Below are 22639 nucleotides of genomic sequence, written 5' to 3'. Positions count from 1 at the left end.
AAAAGCCCAATCGCGCAGCGTGACCCTCACGGGTCTTATCTATATAATACGCCGACTTTTTAGACACCATCTTATTCAGGATTACGATCATGGGTTTTAACTGCGGCATCGTCGGCCTTCCAAACGTCGGCAAATCAACGCTTTTTAATGCACTAACCAAAGCAGGCATTGGTGCCGAGAACTTCCCGTTCTGCACGATTGAGCCAAATGCGGGTGTTGTTGCGATGCCAGACCCTCGCCTGGATGCGCTTTCTTCAATCGTGCAACCTGAAAAGACGATTGCAACCACCATGGAGTTTGTCGATATTGCCGGCCTCGTCGAGGGCGCCTCTAAGGGAGAAGGTTTAGGCAACCAATTTTTGGCGAACATTCGAGAAACAGATGCGATTGCACACGTTGTACGCTGCTTCGAAGACGAGAATGTCGTGCACGTGTCGGCAAAAGTAAATCCACAAGCGGATGTTGATGTCATTAATACTGAACTGGCACTAGCAGACCTAGATACAGTCGAAAAAGCCGTTAAGCGCTACACACGCACCGCTAAAAGCGGAGACAAGGACGCTAAAAAGATTTTAGACTTTCTTGAAAATACGCTGCTTCCGCATTTGAACGAAGGCTTACCGGTTCGCGCTCTTGGATTAGATGAAGATCAATTAAAGATGATTCGTGAGCTATGCCTCCTCACCATCAAGCCAACGATGTATATCGCCAACGTTGACGAAGACGGGTTTGAAAACAACCCTCACCTCGACGCCGTGAACGAGATCGCAAAGAAGGAAGGCGCAATCGTTGTGCCGATTTGCAATAAGCTTGAAGCGGAAATTTCCGAACTTGAAGACGATGAGCGCGACGAGTTTCTCGCAGACCTTGGAATGGAAGAGCCCGGCCTAGACCGCGTTATACGCGCTGGCTATGAGCTACTCGGCCTTCAAACCTACTTCACTGCAGGCAAAAAAGAAGTGCGCGCCTGGACCATGAAAGAAGGCGATACAGCGCCTAAAGCTGCCGCGGTTATCCATACCGATTTTGAAAAAGGCTTCATACGCGCTGAAGTCGTCGCCTATGACGACTACATTCAATATAACGGAGAAAATGGCGCCAAAGAGGCTGGAAAATGGCGCCTTGAAGGCAAGGAATATATCGTTCAAGACGGCGATGTTATGCACTTCCGCTTCAATGTTTAAAGCCTAAAAATACACCAAAAAATTTTACGTATTTCTTATTGAGACAGGCTTGACATAGTAGGTCAAAAACAACAAAATACGCGCCTTCTTGAGTAGGCACTCTTTCTACTCGTTGGCTACATAGCTCAGTTGGTTAGAGCACATCACTCATAATGATGGGGTCCCTAGTTCGAATCTAGGTGTAGCCACCACTTCTTTCAAAGGCTTAGCCGATCTTCAGTGATCATTGCTAGGCCTTTTTTATTTGCTCGCAGTCAGCCCTCATTGTCAAAAATTTCTAACACTAAATAGCAGGCCCATAAGACTCGCTTACGCTCGAATAAAAAATAAACACTGGTATATCGCCCGCCCTATTCGAATGAACGCCCCAGCTATGCGACTAAGACGAAGCGCTCATGCAATCTAGCGCAGCTTTGGAGAAGTAAAAGCTCTCCAGTCGCCGCCTTAAAAATTGCTCGATTTGCCCATTTTCTTTTAAGGCTTCTAGTACCTTTGGCGCAAACACTTCTGCCTCACGCATCATGAGATCTGGAGTGACCATTAAGTCATCAAGCAAGGTTCCTAGCGGGCTTTCGCCGTAGACTTGAAAGAAGTAGTCAACCACTAGCTCGTAACTTTCTCTAAAGTAGGCAGAGCTTCGGAATGTCTTCCAAAATTCGTATCCTAAAACAACAAACTCTGACAGATCGATGCTATCCATACCTTGCTGAAACTCAGACATTGTCTTATCTTCCAACACATCCCATAACTCCATGGTCGATGTCTTGATGTCTTCTTCGGTCAAGGAGTTTTCAAGAAACGCTTTACTCTCCTTCAGGATAAAGACTAGGTTTTTTGCGATATAGTGACGTACATTTTCTTCGACGGCACCGTCTAGGTTTGGGGCTGTTTTATCAAGCATTTGCTTCCCAAACTTGAGCATGGATGCAACACCGGGAACCTTCTTGCTGAGCACATTTTCTTCGTAGATATAGCGGATAATGGCCTGGTAGAGCACTCCAGAAATCAGGTCTTTGTATACCGGCAGCTCAATAACATGGTTAATGCCGTTCTTTCTCTGCTCAGGTAATTCAAGCAACTTATCGACAAACTCTTCAAAGTGCGCCGTTGGTAAGATGTCGCGCAGAGGTGTACTTTTATGCATCTCAGAACTAAACAGCTGAGCGGCTGCATCGCCGGCTAGTTCAGCCACCGCACCCGGTATTTCATTATCCACAACATTCCGCGCAATCACCGATTTCACTTGGTCTGCGTCGACAAACGCGCTCAAGGGCATCTCGCGCGCAACGGACAGATGCAACTCAAGCTCTGGTTTTAACCATGCCAAAAAGGCTTCACGCTCAAACAAAGCCAGCTCATGCGCAAGATGCAGCTCCATTAGTGCTGCCGCTTGCGGGTGCTCTTCACGCACTTGTTGGTCTGCCTTTTTTACTTTGCTTTTTTTGGAGCCTGTCATAAAAACACCTTATCAACGTGATGACGCATAAACCGCACATTAAGCTCCAAATGCTGTTTTAAGTGATTTTGGAATAAACGCCGAAAGTACGCTTGTTTCCGGCGGAAGTGAATATCGACCAACTCGTTGCAAGACCGTTTTATATTGCTTGCCAAACGAACCGGTATTGTATGGTATCCCATATTCTTCGCAGAGTGCCTGCACTTTCGGCGCTATTTCAGGATATCGATGTGCGGGAATATCTGGAAACATATGATGCTCAATCTGATAGCTCAAATGTCCGCTCATGATGTGTAGCCATTTGCCACCGGTAAAATTACTAGAGCCCAATAGCTGACGGTAATACCATTGCCCGCGGCTTTCCGTTTCACAATCTTCCGCCCGAAACGTCTGCGCATCTTCAGTAAAGTGCCCACAAAATATAATCGTCGACGCCCATAAGTTCCGACCAAGATTCGCTAGCGCATTGCCCGCAATCACTTTTGGCGCAAATGGTCCCGCCAGCAAAGGGTAAGCAATATAATCCTTAGTCACTTGTTTTGCCGTTTTGTTAGCAAAGCGTTTTAGAAAAGGAATTTTGTCTTTAAGCTTCACCTCACCACTTTTGATGCGATCAAACTCGAGTTCGTGCAGCCCAACACCGTACTCATAAAAAGAACTCAGCACCCCATACTGGATAAACTGAACCAAGTGCCACGGCTTCCATGCGACGCCGTCATCTAGGCGGAGCACGGCATAGCCATAGTCACGATCTTTTCCGAGAATATTGGTATATGTGTGGTGCTCGAAATTATGGGTTTTTCGCCATGACTCCGCATCGCACACATTGTCCCAGTCATAGTTTTGGGCTTGCAATTCCGGATCATTGGTCCAGTCATACTGACCGTGCATCACATTATGTCCAATTTCCATGTTCTCCAGAATTTTGGACACAGACAACAAGCTGACACCCACCGACCAACTTAAGGGGTTTAGGCTAAAGTGAATCAATCCACGGCCGACCATCTCAGTTAAGCGCTGTTTGTGCATGATACCTTTAATGTAAGCAACATCCCGCTGGCCGAGATCGTCCACGACCTCTTGGCGAATCTCGTCCAAGCCGCGGCCAAATGCTTCGAAGTCATGCTCCATCATTAGCTTGTGCGGTTTCGTTTTCATATCCATAGTCACTCTCCTCAAGGTCGCAGCGCATGCGTTAAGCCTGTTTACTGGCGCCGGTTTAACGTAACTCTATGCTTTCACGACTCTCTTTTGCGATTAGATGTACCACGCACGCCTTTTTAGATTCGGCCGAGCATGGTCGTTTTCTCAATTTTTCGTCAGCGGTCAAGCCCGCGCCGCTTACCAGTTTTCAATGGCGACATCACCCACAGGAATGGAAATACAGGCTTGGATCTGGGTCTGCTCTTCTGAAACAAGCTCTCCTGTCAGTGCGTTGACGACCTGACCAGACGACTTCGTACACTTGCACTCGTGACAAACACCCATACGGCAACCAAATTTCGGTTTTAGTCCAGCCTCTTCAGCGATTTCCAACAGCGTTTTCTCACCGCTAGCGTTTAAGGTCTGCTGCGTTTTCGACAACGTCACATTGACCTCGTTACGCCCTGACATGCTTCGCAATTGAGCAAGGTTCGCCAACGTGTCCTGTTTCCTTGGCACACCAAAGGATTCACTCTTAATGGCCGCAATATCAACACCAAGCGCTTTTGACGCCGCTCTGACTGTCGACATGAAGCCTTCAGCTCCGCAGGTATATACAGCTCGGTTTGCGAGGTCGGGGCAATAGTCAACCAGACACTGCTGATTGAGGTGGCCCGACGCTTCAGTCGCAAAATGTGTGATCATGACAAAATCAGGATACGCTGCTTTTAACTCCATCAGACGCTGCTCAAAAATCACATCATCCTTACTACGCGCAGCATAGATAAGCGTTGCCTTGTTTAAGGTGGAGCTCTGAGCCATGGATTCGATCATCGCCATAATCGGTGTAATACCGCTTCCTGCGGCGACAAATACTGGAGCAACGGCATTTTCGATTGCTGTTTCTTCAGAGTTGATGATTGGGTCCATGATGAATGAACCTTGCGCCTCGCTGATGTGCAATAAGCCATCTAGCTCCAGATGATCCGCTAAATAGTTAGAAACAATACCGCCCTCGACACGCTTTACCGTAATGCTGATCAGGGATTGCTCTTCAAACATCCGTACCGATGACGAAATCGAGTAATTTCGACGATACCGCACACCCGCAATATCGACCTCAATCGCCACATATTGCCCTGGCACAAAGGCTTGCCAATGTATCGATGGACGCAAAACAAAGGTGGTCGTGTCATGCGTCTCATGTCTCGTCGAGACCAACTCCGCTGCCATGCGTTTTGTTGCGAACAAAGGCTCGAACTCGGTCATGAAAAAATCGACAGGCGCACTTAATGCCAATGGCGACATTTTTGACGCCCAACGGTACATAGCGGCCGATAGGTGAGTGAAGTTAGTTTGGTGTAGCGCGCCCATAAGAAGCTCCCGAATACTTTGGTGTACATATGTTCACCAAAGTACAGCAGGACATCTTTTCAGTCAACACTTGTACACTCAAATTTCATAATCAAATCTTATTCCACAGCAAAGAGACCACTTACAAAACAGCCTTTAGATAGGATAAGCTCCTGAAAAAGAGCGGTATTCTTGATGCAGACGCACGCAAAAACTCATGAAATAACAGTGCACAGGTGAACACTAAAGATGCTAAACTTTTGTATCTTTTATTCATTAAGCGGAATGCATGCAAACAAGAGACGAAAAAAAAGCACAAACACGCAAGTCACTAATGGATGCGGCGCTCAACTTAACGGGCAATGGCCGTAACTTTGCAAGCATTAGCCTTCGAGAGGTCGCTAAGAACGCTGGGGTTGTGCCTACCTCCTTTTATCGTCACTTTACCGATATGGAAGAGCTCGGTTTAAATATCATTGACGATTTAGGGCTGCTGCTACGCAAGCTCATGCGTCAGGCAAGACAGAACGAAGGGTATTTTGATGCACGCGCTCGAAACTCAGTTGAGTTCTATTCAAGGTATGTGTGCTCTCATAAAAACTACTTTTATTTTATGGAGCAAGTTAAAACAGGCGGAACACCCACATTAAGAAAGGCAATCCGTAAGGAGCTCAATTACTTTGCCAATGAGCTCGCATCAGACACACGGCCTTTAAAAGAGTTTTCTAATGCGAGCGATGCTGACTTAATGATCATCTGCCAGCTCATCGTCGATACAGTGTTCGAGAACACCATCGACTTACTCGACCAAGCCGAAGAAGATCCCGCTTATATCGATACCTATACAGAACAAACACTAAAAAAATTACGCCTAATCTGGCTTGGCGCCATGCACTGGCAAAGCAAATAAATGATCGACTTAAGACGAGTTGCTTTCTGACTTCAGCAGTCGGATACCAGCAGGCTCGATCTGGATCAGCTTGTTTTTGTACATGTTACCAATCGTCATTTTATATGACTTCTTACTCACCCCAAATGCCTCAGCGATCGCTTCGGGCGAGCTTTTATCGGACAGGCCGAGAAACCCATTATTCTCCTGCAGGGCTCGTAATACCCGCTTACTTAGATCATCTACTTTCGCAAAACCTGGCGCCTGCAAACTCAAATCTACTTTGCCATCCTCGCGAACGCGCTTAATGTAGCCCTTAATGTTTTGACCGATTCGAAGCGGCTTAACGACATCACTGTAAAATAGTAAGCCCCAAAACTGATGATCGATCACGCAGGCATATCCCAAGTCGGTTTTCTCCGAGACCACCAAATCCACAGCTTGACCCGGCTTATAACCTAGAGGCTCTTTTTCAATGAACTTATTCAGATGAGCCGACGCGAGTATGCGTTTACCCTCATCATCAACATGAAGATATACAAGATAGGATCGCCCAACTTCCATTGGCGCGGCCTGCTGATTAAAAGGAACGAGCAAGTCCTTGGGTAATCCCCAGTCTAAAAACGCACCCACGCTATTGACCTGCAACACCTTCAAAAAGGCGACCTCACCCACCTGCGCTAGAGGCTTACTCGTTGTGGCAATCAAACGATCTTTTGAGTCTAGGTAAATAAACACAACAAGATTGTCACCGACCTGACATTGCATTGGCACCTGACTCTTAGGCAACAAAACCGTGCCCATCCATGCGGCATCAAGATAAACACCATGGTCTTCCAATTTGCTGACTGTAAGACGGTTAAAGCGCCCAAGATAGGCCATGACAACTCCAAAAAAATGATCGCCGGCAATGACGTCACTGCAAGCCAAATAAAGTATGCTCAATTGTAAAGCAATTGAGCATTTAAAGAAGGCTGGTCGATTTAGTTCATCCAATATTTAGGGGATATAACGACTTAATGACGATATAGTGGCGGTATAGTGGTGATTGCATCGCTTACATCTGCCATGTTGATTTGCTATCTTGCTAGAAGAATCCCTTCGATACTCTTCACCGACAGGACGCTCATGGCAGGCACCAGCTTATTCGCACTCATCGACGACATCGCGACCGTATTAGACGATATCGCCTTGATGACCAAAGTCGCTGCAAAGAAAACCGCAGGAGTGCTCGGTGACGATCTTGCACTCAATGCCCAGCAGGTTAGTGGAGTAAAGGCAGACAGAGAGCTCCCCGTTGTCTGGGCCGTCGCCAAAGGTTCTTTCAAGAACAAGCTGATATTAGTGCCGACCGCCCTCGCCTTGAGCGCGTTAGTTCCTCAGCTGATCACGCCTCTGTTAATCATTGGAGGACTTTACCTTTGCTTTGAGGGCTTTGAGAAGATCTGGCATCACCTGATGCACACAAACGACCAACAAGCCAAAAAAGAACAGCTAAGAGAGGCGCTCACTGATCCGACGATTAACATGGCAGACTTTGAGCGCGACAAAATCAAGGGAGCGATACGAACCGACTTTATTCTCTCTGCCGAAATCATCGTTATTGCCCTTGGTACAGTTGCGAGCGAAACGTTTGCGAAACAAGCAAGTGTTGTTTGCCTTATTGCGATCGCGATGACCATCGGCGTGTACGGCTTGGTGGCCGCAATTGTGAAGCTCGACGATGTAGGGCTTTACCTAAAGTCTAACCTGAAAAACACGGTGATTAGCCGAGCGAAACGTGCTTTTGGCAATGCAATACTCTGGTTTTGCCCTTGGCTCATGAAATCACTAAGCCTATTCGGAACGCTTGCGATGTTTCTCGTAGGAGGAGGTATCATTGCGCACGGTTTGCCCTTTGTGCATCATCTATCAGAACACATTATTTCATTTATCGGTTACCCGACTCTCAGCGGCCTGGTACTTAACTTATTCGTCGGACTACTCAGCGGCGCAGCGTGTTTACTCGCCTTAAATGGGGTAAAGTCATGCAAAAAACACTCGTGAGCGCAAGCCATTGAGTGTGCGGATTTTTACGCACTTGATTCATTCGTCGTTATGGCGAGACAGCGAAGGTTGGCCACGTCGATACAGGCAAACACGCGCAGTCGCATTGAGATTAACCGAGCCACCTCAAAAAAGGACAGATCGTGTTAGAAATATACGCAGGCGAGCGCGCTCGAACAGCCATTGCAAAGAATGGCTTTCATGCGGATTTATTCACCTCTTTATTAGGCGCATCGGGCGGACCGAAATGGTTTAGTTTGTACGGATTGGACAAGTACTTGTTTGGCGAGTTCTTTAAAGAACGAGAGACAGAACTCAACTTAATTGGCTCCAGTGCAGGCGCGTTTAGAGCCGCCTGTTTTGCGCAAAAAGATCCTATCGCTGCCATCGAGAGGTTCGCGAAAAGCTATTCAGAAACGGTTTATCCCGAAAAACCAAAACCGCGCGACATCACGGATAAAGCAGAACTATTGCTGCAAGAAGTTCTTGCGGAAAACGGTGTAGACGAGATCGTAAATAACCGAATATTTAAAGCACATTTTATCGTCGCAAAAGCCAATGGGCTTGTTCAGTACGAGAACAAGTTTTTGCAAGGCTTAGGGCTCGCAAAAAGTTACATCGGCAACAGGCTAGATAGAAAACACCTTAAAAATCAGTATGAACGGTTTATATTTCATACGCCGAGTAGCGCCCTAGTTTTAGACGATCCGGATGGCATACCAACTCGCCATGTGCGCCTATCAAAAGAAAACCTGATGCCTGCCCTGCTCGCTTCGGGGTCGATTCCCATGGTGATGGCAGGAATCAAAAACATCCCCGGAGCACCTTTGGGAATGTATCGAGATGGTGGCGTGATTGACTATCATTTTGACGTAGACATTAAGAACCAGGGCTTGACGCTTTATCCACACTTTGGACCAATACCTAAACCTGGCTGGTTTGATAAAAGCTCCAAGCGTGTGGCACGAAACGCTCACTACGACAGGACGGTGATCATTTGCCCATCAAGCGAATTCGTAGCGTCATTACCCTACGGGAAGATTCCCGACAGAACCGATTTTGTGGAGTTGGATGCCCAGACTCGCATGACCTACTGGAGGAAAGTACTTTCAGAGACTGAGCGGTTGGCCGAACAATTTGCGCAGCTCGTAGAGGAAGGGGAAGTCGCTGGCTTCATCAAGCCGCTTCCCTTTTAGCGCTTGTGCGCTTGCATGTGGCCAGAAATAAATGATCGCCACTCGGTGAGGCATATTAGCAAAAGCTCGCGGCTAGCCCTCTGAAAATACCACCTAGACCAGCTTAAAGCTGCTCTAGGATCGTTTCAGCGCCGCTCACCTCGTACTGCATCGGCTCATCTACATTCAACGCACTAACAACCCCGTCATCAACAACCATAGAGTAGCGTTGAGACCGCAGCCCTCCAAACGCACCTGTGTCGACAGCCATACCGATCGCCTTTGCAAACGCCCCATCGCCATCAGCAAGCATGACAAGATGTTCAGCATTCGCGCTATCTCCCCAAGCCTTCATAACAAACGCGTCGTTTACGGAGGTACAAATAATGGCATCGACACCTTGCCCTTTGATTGCATCAGCATGAACAACATAGCTCGGCAAGTGAGCCGCGGAACATGTCGGTGTAAATGCTCCAGGCACGGCAAACAGAACGACTTTTTTCCCGGAAAACAACGCTTCTGTCGTTGGGCTTTGCATCCCATCTTCAGCCAAGTATTGAAAGGTATGTGCTGGTATTTTATCGCCTACTTTTAACATCAATAAAAATCCTTATTTAAGAGCGCCCTGCGGCGTAAAAATGAAAATGGTTTTCACCAGATCCGATATCTAACATTACCAGTTAATCAAAACACACTCTTTTGAGCGGTTATAAACGGGGATTTCACCCGTTGTATTCAATACCCTGTTGTTGGATGACAGCTCATGCAGGATCAAGCCTTTTGCAGCTCGTCTTTCTTTACGACAATCCATAACAAAAGGATCTTCTCTGCAACAAGCTCCTTCAAACGAAAAAGCACTTTAACCGCGATCAGGCACGAAAAATACGACAATCGCGCGTGAAATTCAGATATTCGTTACACTAACCTCGCTATGGCCTTAAAAAGCCATTAAGGGTTTAATGAGCGTGTTGCCTGCATAGTATTAAGCGAGGTGAATGACGAGTCTCGAATGCGGCAACATTGACGTGCACATTACCCCCTTACAATGGCGATATTCGCCGATTATAAAGATAAGAAAAAAGGAGTGTCTTTTGACTATTATGGTTCCTACTTGTTTTCGGACAGTAACACGCATTCTATTTTTCTTAGTCTCATCAATTGCCTTACTGTCTCTTAGCTTACCGTTAATTGCTGACAGCAATGCTGAGAAGAGAGCTGGAGAGACCGAACAATTCATACAAGAAATCGAACAACTCCCAATCGGCCGAGAGGCGCTCCTGCTTGAACAAGACGATATCGCAGAGCTGTTAAGCCGGAACATAAGCCTATTAAAAAAAGAGCTTGGGGCACTTGAACGCCTAGTGCAAAGCGAAAAATCACAGCGCAATAGCAACTCACACTGGCAGGCCATATCAAAACAAAAAGATCTAGTGAATCGACTCAGCTTGAGCAAGGCGAGCTTACTAAAACTCAGTCAGAATGAAGTCCGAGAGAAATACACCGCTTACGGTAGAGATGCCGTTCAACTCGTAAAGCTAGAAGCCAAGATCATCAAGATAGAAAGTCTCATTTGGTTGAATAGAGAAATCAGACTGTTTTCGAATTTTAGTGACACTATCGGCAAGGTTCTTATTGGACTAATCATTTCAATACTGAAGCTCATCGCGGCGGCATACATTTTAACGCTATGGCTACGCAATGTTCCTCGCTTTTTCCACCTAAGCAGCCAGCGAGAGTTGGATGATAACTGGCGAACCATCAAAAAACTCTCTCCTTACTTAGAGAAGATCGCGGCTCCACTTGGATGGTTCCTCTTCTTGAGTTTATTGATATCTCTACTGCAAGATTTGATGCTGTTAGACGCAATCAAATATGCGCAACCTGCTGTAACCGGCTGCATCATCGCGATTGCTTCATATCGACTTTGCGCAACATGGTTAGATATCCATGGCAGCGACGATCAAAATGCAAGAAAACAGCTGAACAAAAAATCATTGTTTATGCTTATTCGCATCACCGCATTAACGTATGTCGTATTGAAAACAATTAGCTTTAGCCTTTATGAAGGCGCAATTTATTACTGGTCTCAGCAATTGATGATTGTTTTTATCTTCATCGAGATCATCCGAGTCATTCGGTTATGGCGCCCTTTTGTCTTTGAAGGTGCATCCAACCTTCCATCGGTTCCTAGTTATGTAGCATGGTCTCTTACTCAGAAAGAGCATCTACTTATTTCTCCAATTGCGTCCGTCCTGTGCATGATTCACCTCAGCATACTTCGAGCTCAAACAATACTATTCACGCACCTATCCAAGTATGATTTTTTCAAACAAATCATCGCCTACTTTTTCAGTATTGAAGTCATCAAGCAAACAATCGAGGAGCGCCAAAAGCACAATCTCGCGAAAATGAATCAGGAGGAGACGTTTAAGTTCGTACTTCCTGGACAAGCCGACAGCTATCTCATTGAATCCTACGGACAACAGCAGTTGGATGATCTATGCAGCCACGTACTAAAACCTGTTCCCGCCATGACTGTAGTTACGTGTGAGCGGGGTTGTGGCATGACGACATTTTTAAGGCGCTTGGTGGTCAGATCGTCAAATAAACAATCCCTCTACATCGATTGTCCACACGGTGGGCTTACAGAACTCATCAAGCAACTAAGCCTAGAGATCGGCTTAAGTGAAGATAGTAGCGAAGGCGAGTTCGTCCAAGCGCTAAGAAAAGCAGAAAGCCGATATCTTTTCTGCATCGACAACTCTCAGCGTCTAGTCAGCCCAAAAGTGAATGGCATCAGCAGCCTCATAAAGTTCATCAATATTATACGACGCGGACGCGGCAATCATGGCGTGGTGTTGGGCTTAGAGCAATCTGCATGGCGCTTTGTCGAGCGCGCTAGAGGGGAAAGATTAATTCTAGATCGAATGCTTCGCTTGCCGCGATGGACAGAAGAACAATTAACAGAGCTCATGAAGTCGCGTATCAATACCGATGAACAATATGCGATCCACTTCGACGACTTAAAAATACCAAAGCAATGGGATGATCAAGAACTTGATGAAGTCGCAAAAGCGCAAAATGGCTTTTTCCGAATCTTATGGAACTATTCAGACGGCAACCCAAGTGTCGCGTTACGTTTTTTCCGGATGTCTTTATTTAAAGATATAGAAAAAAAGCGCGTTGTTGCTCGAATATTCAAAGCACCAGAAGACAAAGGATTAGAGCTACTTCCAAAACCTATGCTCGCCGTGCTGCGCGCCATTGTGCAACTAGAGCTTGCGTCGGCGGAGGAGCTCTCAGAATGCACCCAACTTAGCTACATCGAAGTACTCAATACTCTGCGTTTTTTTCAGAACAGAGGGTTTATTACAATGATTGATGATAAAGCAAAAATCTCAGATCACTGGTATCGCTTTGTAACGAACACCTTGCACAACCAGCACCTTTTAGTGAAGTAATGGCCTACATATGCGGAATTCTAAAATGATAAGTTCAAATAAGCGCAGTCCATTATATTGTGGGTGTGCAGCTAAACATTTTCTAATCACTCTTTTCGGCTTACTCTTTTGTTCTCAAGCTCTCGCCGAACCAACAGCCGATCTTAATGTGATACAGAACCTTTCCGGCCTGATACGCTGGTCAGGCCTATTATTATCCGTTTTAGTTGTTGGCGTTGCTTGGGCATTGCTACGTTTCACTCAAAACCTTGTTGATTCAATTGGCAGCCAATTGGCTCAGCGCCGTATGCTCGCACAAAAACTTCAGTCGTTTTTCCAGTTTTTTGTCTACGTCGCAACCTCGATCATCGTTTTCATGCTCAGCTTCCATGTCGATGATCGCGTGCTTGCAGTGATCGGTGGAACACTGGCAGTCTCAGTCGGTTTTGCGATGAAAGATCTTGCAGCATCTTTTATTGCTGGGCTAACAGTAATGGTAGACCGCCCATTTCAGGTGGGCGATCGCGTTACGTTTGAAGAGCACTATGGAGATATCGTTAAAATTGGTTTGCGCTCAGTACGAATGCAGACCCTAACGGATGACATGATCACCATACCAAATAGCAAGTTCTTAAGCGATGTAGTGACAAGCGGGAACTTCGGCGAGTTGGATATGCAAATCAACATTCCTTTTTATATCGGTCTTGATCAAGACATTCTTCTCGCGCGCGATATCATCCAAGAAGCGGCTGCTTCAAGCCGCTACATTCATCTACCTAAGCCGATCGTTGTATTAGTAAAACAGCACATTGAAGACACCTACTTCGCCCTGCAGTTGACCCTTAAAGCCTACGTGCTAGATACGCAATACGAGAAGTTATTTGAGACAGATGTCACTCTAAGAGTAATGAGCGAGTTCAAAAAGCAAGGAATTTTGCCGCCGGTCATTCGCAATTCGGTGTTGATGAGTCAAGCGGCTGTAAAAACAGAGCCGACGTAAGTATCACAATGATTGGCACCTCGGTCTCACGTGCCAATCATACGCAGAGCCATGACACTTCATCTGGCTAGTCGAATAGATGTTAGGTCTTGATACGCTCGACGTCGCTGAAAACGCCTTTCTATGCAAATAGCATGGCATACCAACTCATCATAAACTCTTAGTTCACACCTTACTCGAACCCTTCACTTTTTCTCTAAGAGATTGCATCATCACGTAGAATGCCGGAATCAACAGTGTACCCACAACCGTCGCCACCGACATACCTCCAAATACGGTATAGCCAATAGAGTGGCGACTTGCAGCACCTGCGCCCACCGCAAAGATAAGCGGCAGAATACCCAAAACAAAAGACAAAGCCGTCATTAGTACGGCTCTAAATCGCATTCGCGCTGCGGTTTCTGCCGACTCAATAATGCTCTGCCCTGCCTTCTCGCGCTGCTCCTTAGCAAACTCAACAATCAGAATCGCATTCTTGGTCGCGAGACCAATCAACAACACCAGTCCGACTTGAGCGTACAAGTCGAGAGGGTTATTGATCGCAAGCAGCATCACGCCTGCCCCTAAGATGGCGATAGGCACCGAGAAAATAACGGAAATAGGAATACTCCAGCTCTCGTACTGAGCAACAAGGAACAAGTAAACGAATATAATCGCCAAACTAAACAGCAAGGGCGCCAAATTACCTGCCAGAATTTGCTGATACGCCATACCCGTCCATTGCGCTTCGTAGCCATCAGGCAAGCTCGTCTTGGCCACTTCGACAGCCGCCGCCATTGCGTCTCCCGAGCTCACACCAGGGGCGGGAATAATATTCACGGTGACGGAGTTTGAGGTGTTATAGCGGTACGTAACATCAGGCCCCAATATCGGCTTGGTTTGAACCAGCGTACTTAACGGAATCATTTCTCCACCAGAGGAGCGCACGTGCAGCTTGGAAAGGTCTGATTCGTCATTTCGGTACTGCGCCTCGGCCTGCATCATCACACGATACACCTGACCAAACTTATTAAAGTCATTCACATAGAGAGAACCAAGTTGGGTCTGAAGCGTCATAAAAATTTCTGAAAGCGGGATACCTAGGTTCTTCGCCTTCACTCTGTCGACATCTACGTATAGCTGCGGAATATCAGCCGAGAAAGTACTGAAAGCAAAGGCAATTTCTGGGCGCGCATTCGCGGCGAGAATAAAACCGCCCATGGCCGAGGCAAGTGATGCCGAGTCTCTTCCCTGTAAGTCCGTAAGCACCATCTCCAAGCCGCTAGTACCGCCAAGTCCTGGAATGGCGGGCGTAGAGAAAGCTCGAACGTTCGCACTGGAGATGGCACTCAATTTAGCTTGCACACTATTCACAATCGCGGCCTGATGCAGAGCGGGATCCTTACGATCATCCCAAGGATCAAGCGTAACGATCGCCAAACCGGCATTCGATGAAACGGCGCCTGAAATCAAGCTAAATCCGCTGATGGTCATCACGTCACTCACACCCGCCTCTTCGTTGACGATGTCCGTCACCTGCTTCATCACTTCACCCGTTCGAAGCAAAGCCGCTCCCGCAGGAAGCTGAATATCAACCATAAATGCGCCCTTATCCTCATTCGGGACAAAGCCTTTTGGAAGCACGGTGAACACGCCACCAATCGAGACAAAAACAACCACGAGACACAGCGCAACAAGCGCTATTTTTCGAACACTCAATGAGACCAAGCGGGAGTAGCCATGCGTCATCTTGTCAAAATAACGGTTAAACGCGGCAAAAAAGACATTAGTCGTACCAGTGCTTGGCTTGAGCAAGGTTGCACACAAAGCCGGGCTCAAAGTCAGCGCGTTCAGAGAGGAAATTAGAACAGCAACAGAAATCGTTACCGCAAACTGGTTATACATTTGCCCGGTGATGCCTGGCATCAGGGAAACAGGAACAAATACTGCGAGCAACACGAGCGTCGTCGCGACAACCGGTCCGCTCACCTCTTTCATAGAAATCCGCGTTGCCTCAACCGGATCTAGACCGTCTTCGATATGCCTTCGCACATTCTCTACAACAACAATGGCATCATCTACCACCACGCCCACAGCCAGAATTAAGCCAAACAAGCTAACGGTATTGATCGAAAAACCCATCGCCAACATAACACCAAATGTGCCAACCAATGAGACCGGAATCGCGATCGCAGGCACAAGTGTAGAGCGCCAGTCTTGCAGAAAGATAAAGACAACAAAGATCACCAGCAGAACAGCTTGCACCAGAGCCGTGACTACTTCGTCAATCGACGTCTGAATATAACGCGTTGTGTCGTAAAGAATTTCGTATTCAATATCATCTGGGAAGCGCTCTGAGAGCTTATCCATCAAGGCATAAACATCTTCCGCGACTTGTAGCGCATTCGCGTCCGGAGATTGATAAACAGCGAGCACCACACCAGGTTTGTTATTCAGCTCCCCATACCAACTATAGCTAGCAGAACCTAGCTCAATACGGGCAATGTCTTTTAACAGTATGCTTGATCCGTCGCTTCTAGAGCGCACAATAAGGTTTTCGAACTGCTCTGGCGTTTCTAAACGCCCTTGAGTTTTCAAGGTATATTGGAACTGTTGATCAGCAGGCGAAGGCGCACCACCCAGTTGCCCCGCAGGTACCTGCACATTTTGCTCGTTAATCACCGACTGCAAATCGGCTGTCGTCACGCCAAGCGAGGCCATTCGAAGCGGATCAAGCCAAATACGCATGCCATAGTCTAGACCGCCCATAATCGATGCATCGCTGATTCCGTTAACACGTGCGATATCGCTTAAGACGTTGATATTAGTAAAGTTAGAGAGGAACAAACCGTCATAGGTTCCGTTCGGCGAGAACAAATTTACGACGAGCACCATCTCTGTCGACTTCTTGTCAACCTTCACACCCTGCTTAACCACATCGGCAGGCAAAGACGGATTCGCCCTGCTCACACGGTTTTGAACATTTATCTGGGCAAGGTCGGCATCGGTTCCAATTTCAAAGGTTACAGTGAGAACGTACGAACCATCATTAGCGCTTTTGGAAGACATATAAAGCATGCCTTCTACACCGTTCACCTCATCTTCAATCGGGGCGGCAACGGTCTGCTGGACCACCTGAGCATCTGCGCCCGGATAAGATGCAGAAACCTCTACAACCGGAGGCGATATTTTCGGAAACTCGGCTATCGGCAAAACTTGCAGGGCCAGAAAGCCCGCAAGAGAAATAACAATCGAAATAACAAACGCAAACTTAGGGCGACTGATAAAAAATTGGCTGAACATGTCAGAACTCCGCGCTAGCTTGCTGTAGGGATTTGAGCGGGCGTGCCTTCGGCTTTACTACCGACCCTGATTTTTTGCAATCCGTCGATAATGACATTGTCGCCTTCGTTCAAACCTTCTTTTATGACGATATTGACACCCTCATTTGAACCGGTGGTAACGGGCCGTTTCTCCACTACCTGCTCGTCATTCAAAATCAACAAAAACTTGCCGGCCTGGTCTTCTTGCACCGCCTTTTGGGGCACCACTAATGCAGATTTAGCCTCTCCACTTTCAACGATAATCGTCACATGCTGCCCCGGCAGCACGAAACCCTCTGGGTTTTCAAAAGCGGCACGAATCTTAATGGTTCCAGTAGACTGATCAACCCGATTATCGACAAAGTCAAAAACACCATTTTTGTCGTATATGTTGCCCGAGGAAAACTTGAGCTTTGCGATCAACTCTGGTGGTGTCTCACCATTATTGCGAATTTTCTCTTGTCGCTCAGATCTTCTTTTCGAAAATTCTCGCTCACTCGCCTGAAAGCTGACATAGATAGGATCTGACAAGACCAAATTCGCTAAAACAGTAGAGGGAGAAATAAAGTCACCTTTACTAACATTCGCCTGACTTAAGACCCCATCTGTCGGTGCGTGAATCGATGCATAATCCAGGTTGAGCGTCGCGGCTTTAAGTGCGGCTTTCGAGGATTGCAGTGCCGCTTCCGCTTGTAACTTTTTACTCAACAACTGATCCATCTGCGACTGACTAATGGTTCCCTTGCCGATCAACTCGTTTCCACGGCCATAATTTCGAGTGGATTCATCAAGCGCTGCCTGATCTGCAGCCAGCTTTGCTTTCGCTTTTGCAACTTCCGCCTGAAGAGTGTCTTTATCCAGTTCGAATAGCAGGTCACCCGCTTTCACTCGCGCGCCGTCGGCAACATGTTGCTCCACCAAATATCCACTCACACGCGCTTGGATTTTAACGTCTTCCTTTGGCTCTGTTATCCCTACAAATTCGTTGCTGTTCACAATCGATTCAAATTCAGCCGAATAAACGCTTACTTTCGGTAAAGGTGCATTTGCAGCCTGTTCTGCGGGCTTTTCAGAGCAAGCAGCAAGCAAAAATGAAACGCATATAGAGAGAATGAGATGACTCGATTTCATATTAAAATCCGTGAGATTGATCAATTTTAAACCCGACGCCGATGTTCGTATTCCATCACATGGCGCTTTCCGTCACAGAGAATATAACCCGTTTACTCCAAAGTCTACGGACTCTTGCGATTTACACCTCGTTCGCAGAAAACAACGCAATGCGGAATCGAAACAAACGCGCTATCATGATTGTTCCAACGTTAAGATTTTTCTCTCTTCCACTTTTTTCTGAGTCAAAAACGTCATGTTAGAACGCATCAAAACAATCTTCCTAATGAGTATGATCGCGGCCAGCGTAAGCGCCGACCAGCAGACAGATCTGCCCTCCGAATCAGAGGCCAATCAAACATTAACCGTATACAAATCGCCTAGCTGCGGGTGCTGCGGAGCGTGGGTTGAGCATTTAATAAAGTCGGGAATAACCGTGTCGACGTTAGAAGATGCAGACATGGCATCCATTAAGAACCGCTTCGATCTTCCAAGCGAAGCGCGCTCATGCCACACAGCGGTAAAGGGCGACTATTTCTTTGAAGGCCATGTGCCACCAGCACTCGTACATTCATTCATACAAAACCCACCCGACGGCGCCAAGGGGCTCATCGTGCCAGGCATGCCAATAGGCAGTGCCGGCATGGAGGATGGGGATCGTTTTCAACCATACAAGGTGTGGCTAATGCGCACCGACGGCGAGTTCGAAGAGTATGCTTCCATCGACACCTACCGCGAACAGTTTTAATATAAAGTTTCGATAAGCGTTAAGTCCTTTGCGTTATCGATTTACAGAATAGACCTACAGAATCTGGAACAAACAATATGCATCACGAATATCTGGGCCCCCTCGCGTTATTGGTTGGAACATGGACCGGAGATAAAGGTATCGACACCTCTCCAGAACCAGATGGTACCGAGATCAATTACTTTAGAGAAACTGTGACATACACGCCTATTGGCGACGTCGACAATGCAGAAGAACAAGAGCTCGTTGGTGTTCATTACCATCAGGTCGTGCATCGCATCCGAGATAGCAAGCATTTGCATGATCAGTGTGGTTATTGGATGTGGGACAAAGCCAATCAAAAAGTCATACACAATTTGTCGATTCCTCGCGGCGTTTCAGTGGTACTCGAGGGCGACGTTGAGGAAGTCGATGGCGGCTATATTCTGCGTTTAAGAGGGAGAGACAATGAGGGAAAAATTGCTCAGAGCGAGTTCATGAAAGCAAAGGCCCGAACCACCTCAATGAGTATGACCCTGGAAGTTCATGACGATACGCTCAGCTATGACTTGGACATGGACCTAGAAATCTATGGACGCACTTTCGATCATCTAGATAAAGCGACCCTTACGAAAAAGGCGTAGTCCAGAAAGGCTATGACGCGAAACCAAGCCCTCCCGCGCCCAAGGATGAATGATCATTAACAACGCCCGCTTCAAACAAGCCGTTTTTTTAGATGCCGCGACCATCAAGCCCAGCGAACTAGACTTGACCGCGCTGGAGCCGCTTGCTGACTCATGGACATTCCATGCATCAACGCGCCCTGAACAAACCTTGGCAAGAATGGAGACGGCTGAGCTAATCATCACCAACAAGGTCGTCTTGGATAAGCCGCTTCTTCAGCAAGCGCGATCGCTCAAACTTATCTGTATCTGCGCCACCGGCACCAACAATGTTGACCTCGATGCAGCGCGAGAGCTCGGTATCACCGTATGTAATGTATCTGGTTACGCGGCCGCAAGCGTTGCCCAACATACGATGGCTTTACTCTTATCTCTTGCCACCTCGCTCAATCAATACAACGCCGCCGTGCAAAACGGAGATTGGAGCAAATCGCCTTTTTTCTGCCTTCTCGATTATCCTGCATTTGAACTTTCGGGAAAAACTTTCGGTGTTGTCGGTTTTGGCTCATTGGGAAAAGCCGCGGCAAAGATGGCTGAAGCGCTCGGAATGACGGTGCTCGTCGCTCAACCCCCATGGAGAGATCAACAGACTCAAGACAGAACGCCCTGGAGCACATTTTTAGAAAAGTGCGATGTCATTTCCATACACTGTCCGCTGACACCCGAGTCAAAGTACCTTTTCAACCAAGAAACGCTCTCTTGCATGAAGCAAGGCGCCCTGCTGATCAATACAGCGCGCGGGGGCATTGTTCATGAAGAGGACTTGCTCGAGGCGCTTCTCTCAAAACACCTCAGAGGCGCTGCGCTGGATGTACTCGAACAAGAGCCGCCGGCAACGAACCACCCTCTCATTTCTGCCAAGCTACCCAACCTTCTCATTACGCCGCACTCCGCGTGGATTGCTACAGAATGCAGACAGCGCCTAATGGATGGCGTAACCCAAAACATCAAAGCCTTTCTCAATGGCAGCCCAAAGAACGCTGTAAATTAAGCAGCGCGTACTTTTGCTTTGCCCTTTTCGAAACGAAAGCGAGGCTGCGCTCATAGAACTGTCGCCTATGTCTCTCTCATGAGCTTGGCAATCCGCTAGAATGCAGGGGCAATTAAAGGAGAGTGACACGTGACCGAGCCAACAAATTCATCTAAGAACCTCAAGAGAGCCTGCGAGCTCATCAGCCACCTACTCATTGCTGTATGTGTCTATTTTGCATGGGCCGAGCAGTTCATCTGGTCGATCGTCTGTATCGCGGGCATCCTTTTGTTCAGCAATCTTCCTGCTTTACTAAACAAAGATGGCAAAAAGGCCAAGCTTGATAGAGAACTCGAAAAAGAACTTAGAAAGCTCTAAGTGTTAAGAACGAAAAAAGCGCCTAATGAGGCGCTTTTTTCGTTCTTCTATTTTTAAGTTACAGCGCTTACTCTTTCACCGAGCATTCTTTGGCTGAAGGATCATATTTACAACGGATTTTCCAAAGAATCGAGATCGCTTTTTGGTCGTACACTTTCTCATCCCTCAGTGCTAAACGAACCTTCTTGATCATATCTTCATATTCTTCCTTGATCGGCCCATCAATGTTGACCCAATACTTGGCAGGAATCTCGCTAAAAGCTTGATCAACCGTATTCTGCAACTCATTGAAACGAGTTAGCGCATGCTCTCGCATATGGCTAGCTAACCCTTCTGGTGCTCGCCTATTGTTTACGACAACCTCCATCACCGCGTAAAGAATACTGTGATCAATGATGCCGCCTTTCTCTCCAAGCCCCTTATAAAGCTCAAAGGTGTTATAGGCCAACGCCGGTGCGAACATCACATCCACATTGTCATTGTTAAACTGGCCTGCCCACGTCGCAAGACTTGTATGCACCGGCGATGCACCAACCATATCGACAAACTTCATGCTAGCGACATCATTATTGAGGATGGAGACTTTACGGCCACTAACATCTTCAATGCGCACATTCGCACGATCTTGGACAAATGTGTAAATCTCTCCAATCGGGTACAAGCCACCTAACTCGTAATCGTGATTGGTGATGAGCGGCTCCGCTTTAGGGTTGTTTAATGAAGCCGAGAGCGTCTTTAGCTCATCGAGTGAGCGAATACCGCCCGGCGCACCAAATGCGCCCGTAAAGGGTAGAAAGTCTTTGGCAAGAATGTTGGTAAGTAACACAGCGTCGCACTGGCCAGACTTAAAGTCATTCGCAGCGACGCTTTCATCGGTATAGGCTTCCATTTGCAGGTCATAGCCCCAGCGAAACGCCTCGGCCACAGTACCCTTAAAAAAATTCATAAAAGGACCGGTCCTACCCACTGGATCCCAAACGCAAAACTTGACGGGCACTTTTGCTTTCGCATTGGCGCTTGCGATACTCGCGCCGCCAATCAAAAAAGTGAATAGAAAAACCGCATTCACGGCAGCAATAGCAAACTTATTTTTATACATCTCTACATCTCTCGACAATTGCTTTAAAACTCGCATAAACGAGGTCGAAGAGCATACTGGCTTTGAGGCGTAATCTCTTTTTAAAAACGGTCAAATACAGCCGAGAAAAGAAATTAACGCGTTATTTAAGCGCACTGTTTCACAGGGATGAGAATTAGTTAAAAAGGAAGAGATGAAAGGGCAGAGCAAGACAAGCAAACGGGTTTATTTTAAATTCTGCCCATACGCATAGTGCGCCGGTGAAACAAAGGCCTGATACCAGATTCTTACGTGCAGAATGCGCGCTATCCAACCCTCGCCTCTCGCTCTAGCACTTGATCCGCTCTAAAACGCATACTTTATGCGCGTCGGCGAAACCGTCGACCAAAGCGTGCAGACACGCTAGGAAGAGCAAAGAAGATACTCCTCCATATCAGAAGTAAACTTAGGATTCGTTTTTTACTTTCACCTGCTTTGACTTTTGCAGGTCTTTGTAAACGAACCAAGCAAAACCACCTAAAAATGCAATTGTGCCACCGATTACGAGTAAGCTAGCGGCGATAGTTTCATCAAAATACATTGTTTGTTCCTCCTCAATTGTTGAGCCCAGATTAGCACCAGCCTAATCTCAAGCAATTGACATACATCAAACTAAGTTGCCTTTGTTCGTTATGGATTGCATCACGCTTTTTACGGCAATTGGCA

19 protein-coding genes and 1 tRNA gene are annotated in these 22639 nt (G+C 47.1%); 11 read left to right on the top strand and 9 right to left on the bottom strand.

All coding sequences use genetic code 11. From position 1 onward, the window contains the following. The first annotated feature begins 89 nt into the window (after positions 1-89). A complete protein-coding gene (gene ychF, locus A3750_RS17715; protein ID WP_068457320.1) occupies positions 90-1184 on the top strand; it encodes a redox-regulated ATPase YchF in 1095 nt (364 codons plus the stop codon). Positions 1185-1298: 114 nt separating this feature from the next. Continuing rightward, positions 1299-1375 (top strand) — tRNA-Met (locus A3750_RS17710). A 188-nt stretch (positions 1376-1563) separates the two neighbouring features. On the opposite strand, the gene A3750_RS17705 is transcribed toward A3750_RS17710, so the two are convergent. The 3 genes from A3750_RS17705 to A3750_RS17695 all read right to left on the bottom strand — a co-directional run bounded on the left by A3750_RS17705 (position 1564) and on the right by A3750_RS17695 (position 5157). Beyond that, positions 1564-2640, bottom strand: coding sequence for a hypothetical protein (locus tag A3750_RS17705; protein ID WP_068457321.1), 1077 nt, complete (start codon positions 2638-2640; stop codon positions 1564-1566). A gap of 39 nt (positions 2641-2679) precedes the next feature. Further along, positions 2680-3804, bottom strand: a complete 1125-nt coding sequence (locus A3750_RS17700) for an acyl-CoA desaturase (RefSeq protein WP_068465868.1) — start codon at positions 3802-3804, stop codon at positions 2680-2682. Between the two features lie 177 nt (positions 3805-3981). Further along, positions 3982-5157, bottom strand: coding sequence for a flavin reductase family protein (locus A3750_RS17695; RefSeq protein ID WP_068490242.1), 1176 nt, complete (start codon positions 5155-5157; stop codon positions 3982-3984). 268 nt (positions 5158-5425) lie between these two features. Between A3750_RS17695 and fabR the strand changes: the two genes are divergently transcribed. Beyond that, positions 5426-6046, top strand: coding sequence for an HTH-type transcriptional repressor FabR (fabR, locus tag A3750_RS17690; protein ID WP_068453982.1), 621 nt, complete (start codon positions 5426-5428; stop codon positions 6044-6046). A 9-nt stretch (positions 6047-6055) separates the two neighbouring features. Here the strand turns inward: fabR and A3750_RS17685 are convergent, their stop codons facing one another. Beyond that, positions 6056-6907, bottom strand: a complete 852-nt coding sequence (locus A3750_RS17685; protein WP_068453983.1) for a S1 RNA-binding domain-containing protein — start codon at positions 6905-6907, stop codon at positions 6056-6058. A gap of 246 nt (positions 6908-7153) precedes the next feature. Here A3750_RS17685 and A3750_RS17680 point away from each other — a divergent pair, with 246 nt between their 5' ends. Beyond that, complete coding sequence (locus A3750_RS17680; protein WP_068453984.1) at positions 7154-8071, top strand: DUF808 domain-containing protein; 918 nt, start codon at positions 7154-7156, stop codon at positions 8069-8071. 143 nt (positions 8072-8214) lie between these two features. Beyond that, positions 8215-9267, top strand: a complete 1053-nt coding sequence (locus A3750_RS17675) for a hypothetical protein (protein WP_068453985.1) — start codon at positions 8215-8217, stop codon at positions 9265-9267. 103 nt (positions 9268-9370) lie between these two features. On the opposite strand, the gene A3750_RS17670 is transcribed toward A3750_RS17675, so the two are convergent. Continuing rightward, positions 9371-9844 carry a peroxiredoxin gene (locus A3750_RS17670; RefSeq protein ID WP_068453987.1) on the bottom strand — a complete coding sequence of 158 codons (474 nt, stop codon included), beginning with the start codon at positions 9842-9844 and terminating at the stop codon, positions 9371-9373. Positions 9845-10337: 493 nt separating this feature from the next. Between A3750_RS17670 and A3750_RS17665 the strand changes: the two genes are divergently transcribed. Next, entirely contained in the window at positions 10338-12707 is a 2370-nt protein-coding gene (locus A3750_RS17665; protein WP_156492323.1) for a hypothetical protein, read from the top strand. A gap of 148 nt (positions 12708-12855) precedes the next feature. Continuing rightward, entirely contained in the window at positions 12856-13686 is an 831-nt protein-coding gene (locus A3750_RS17660; RefSeq protein ID WP_197466227.1) for a mechanosensitive ion channel family protein, read from the top strand. A 165-nt stretch (positions 13687-13851) separates the two neighbouring features. Here the strand turns inward: A3750_RS17660 and A3750_RS17655 are convergent, their stop codons facing one another. Both A3750_RS17655 and A3750_RS17650 read right to left on the bottom strand, forming a co-directional pair. Continuing rightward, on the bottom strand, positions 13852-16968 hold the full coding sequence (locus A3750_RS17655) for an efflux RND transporter permease subunit (protein WP_068465867.1): 3117 nt from the start codon (positions 16966-16968) through the stop codon (positions 13852-13854). Between the two features lie 14 nt (positions 16969-16982). Next, positions 16983-18119: an efflux RND transporter periplasmic adaptor subunit gene (locus A3750_RS17650; protein WP_068465866.1), complete on the bottom strand. Its 1137-nt coding sequence runs from the start codon at positions 18117-18119 to the stop codon at positions 16983-16985. 415 nt (positions 18120-18534) lie between these two features. Here A3750_RS17650 and A3750_RS26325 point away from each other — a divergent pair, with 415 nt between their 5' ends. From A3750_RS26325 to A3750_RS17630, 4 genes are all read left to right on the top strand, one after another. Further along, the gene (locus A3750_RS26325; protein WP_197475120.1) at positions 18535-18846 is read left to right on the top strand and encodes a DUF411 domain-containing protein; all 312 of its coding nucleotides are present in this window, start codon (positions 18535-18537) and stop codon (positions 18844-18846) included. 77 nt (positions 18847-18923) lie between these two features. Beyond that, positions 18924-19469: a heme-binding beta-barrel domain-containing protein gene (locus A3750_RS17640; protein ID WP_068465865.1), complete on the top strand. Its 546-nt coding sequence runs from the start codon at positions 18924-18926 to the stop codon at positions 19467-19469. Between the two features lie 49 nt (positions 19470-19518). Beyond that, positions 19519-20499, top strand: a complete 981-nt coding sequence (locus A3750_RS17635; protein WP_068456304.1) for a D-2-hydroxyacid dehydrogenase — start codon at positions 19519-19521, stop codon at positions 20497-20499. Positions 20500-20628: 129 nt separating this feature from the next. Further along, positions 20629-20856 (top strand): hypothetical protein, encoded by a 228-nt coding sequence (locus tag A3750_RS17630; protein WP_068451054.1) that lies wholly within the window; start codon positions 20629-20631, stop codon positions 20854-20856. A gap of 67 nt (positions 20857-20923) precedes the next feature. On the opposite strand, the gene A3750_RS17625 is transcribed toward A3750_RS17630, so the two are convergent. Together A3750_RS17625 and ccoM are read right to left on the bottom strand one after the other, a co-directional pair. Continuing rightward, positions 20924-21955 (bottom strand): putative solute-binding protein, encoded by a 1032-nt coding sequence (locus A3750_RS17625; protein WP_068456311.1) that lies wholly within the window; start codon positions 21953-21955, stop codon positions 20924-20926. A 424-nt stretch (positions 21956-22379) separates the two neighbouring features. Then, entirely contained in the window at positions 22380-22514 is a 135-nt protein-coding gene (gene ccoM, locus A3750_RS27145) for a cytochrome c oxidase subunit CcoM (protein WP_255374890.1), read from the bottom strand. Positions 22515-22639 lie beyond the last annotated feature (125 nt).

This window comes from Oleiphilus sp. HI0079, from assembly GCF_001635105.1.
This window is presented reverse-complemented; position numbering and strand designations above follow the sequence as displayed.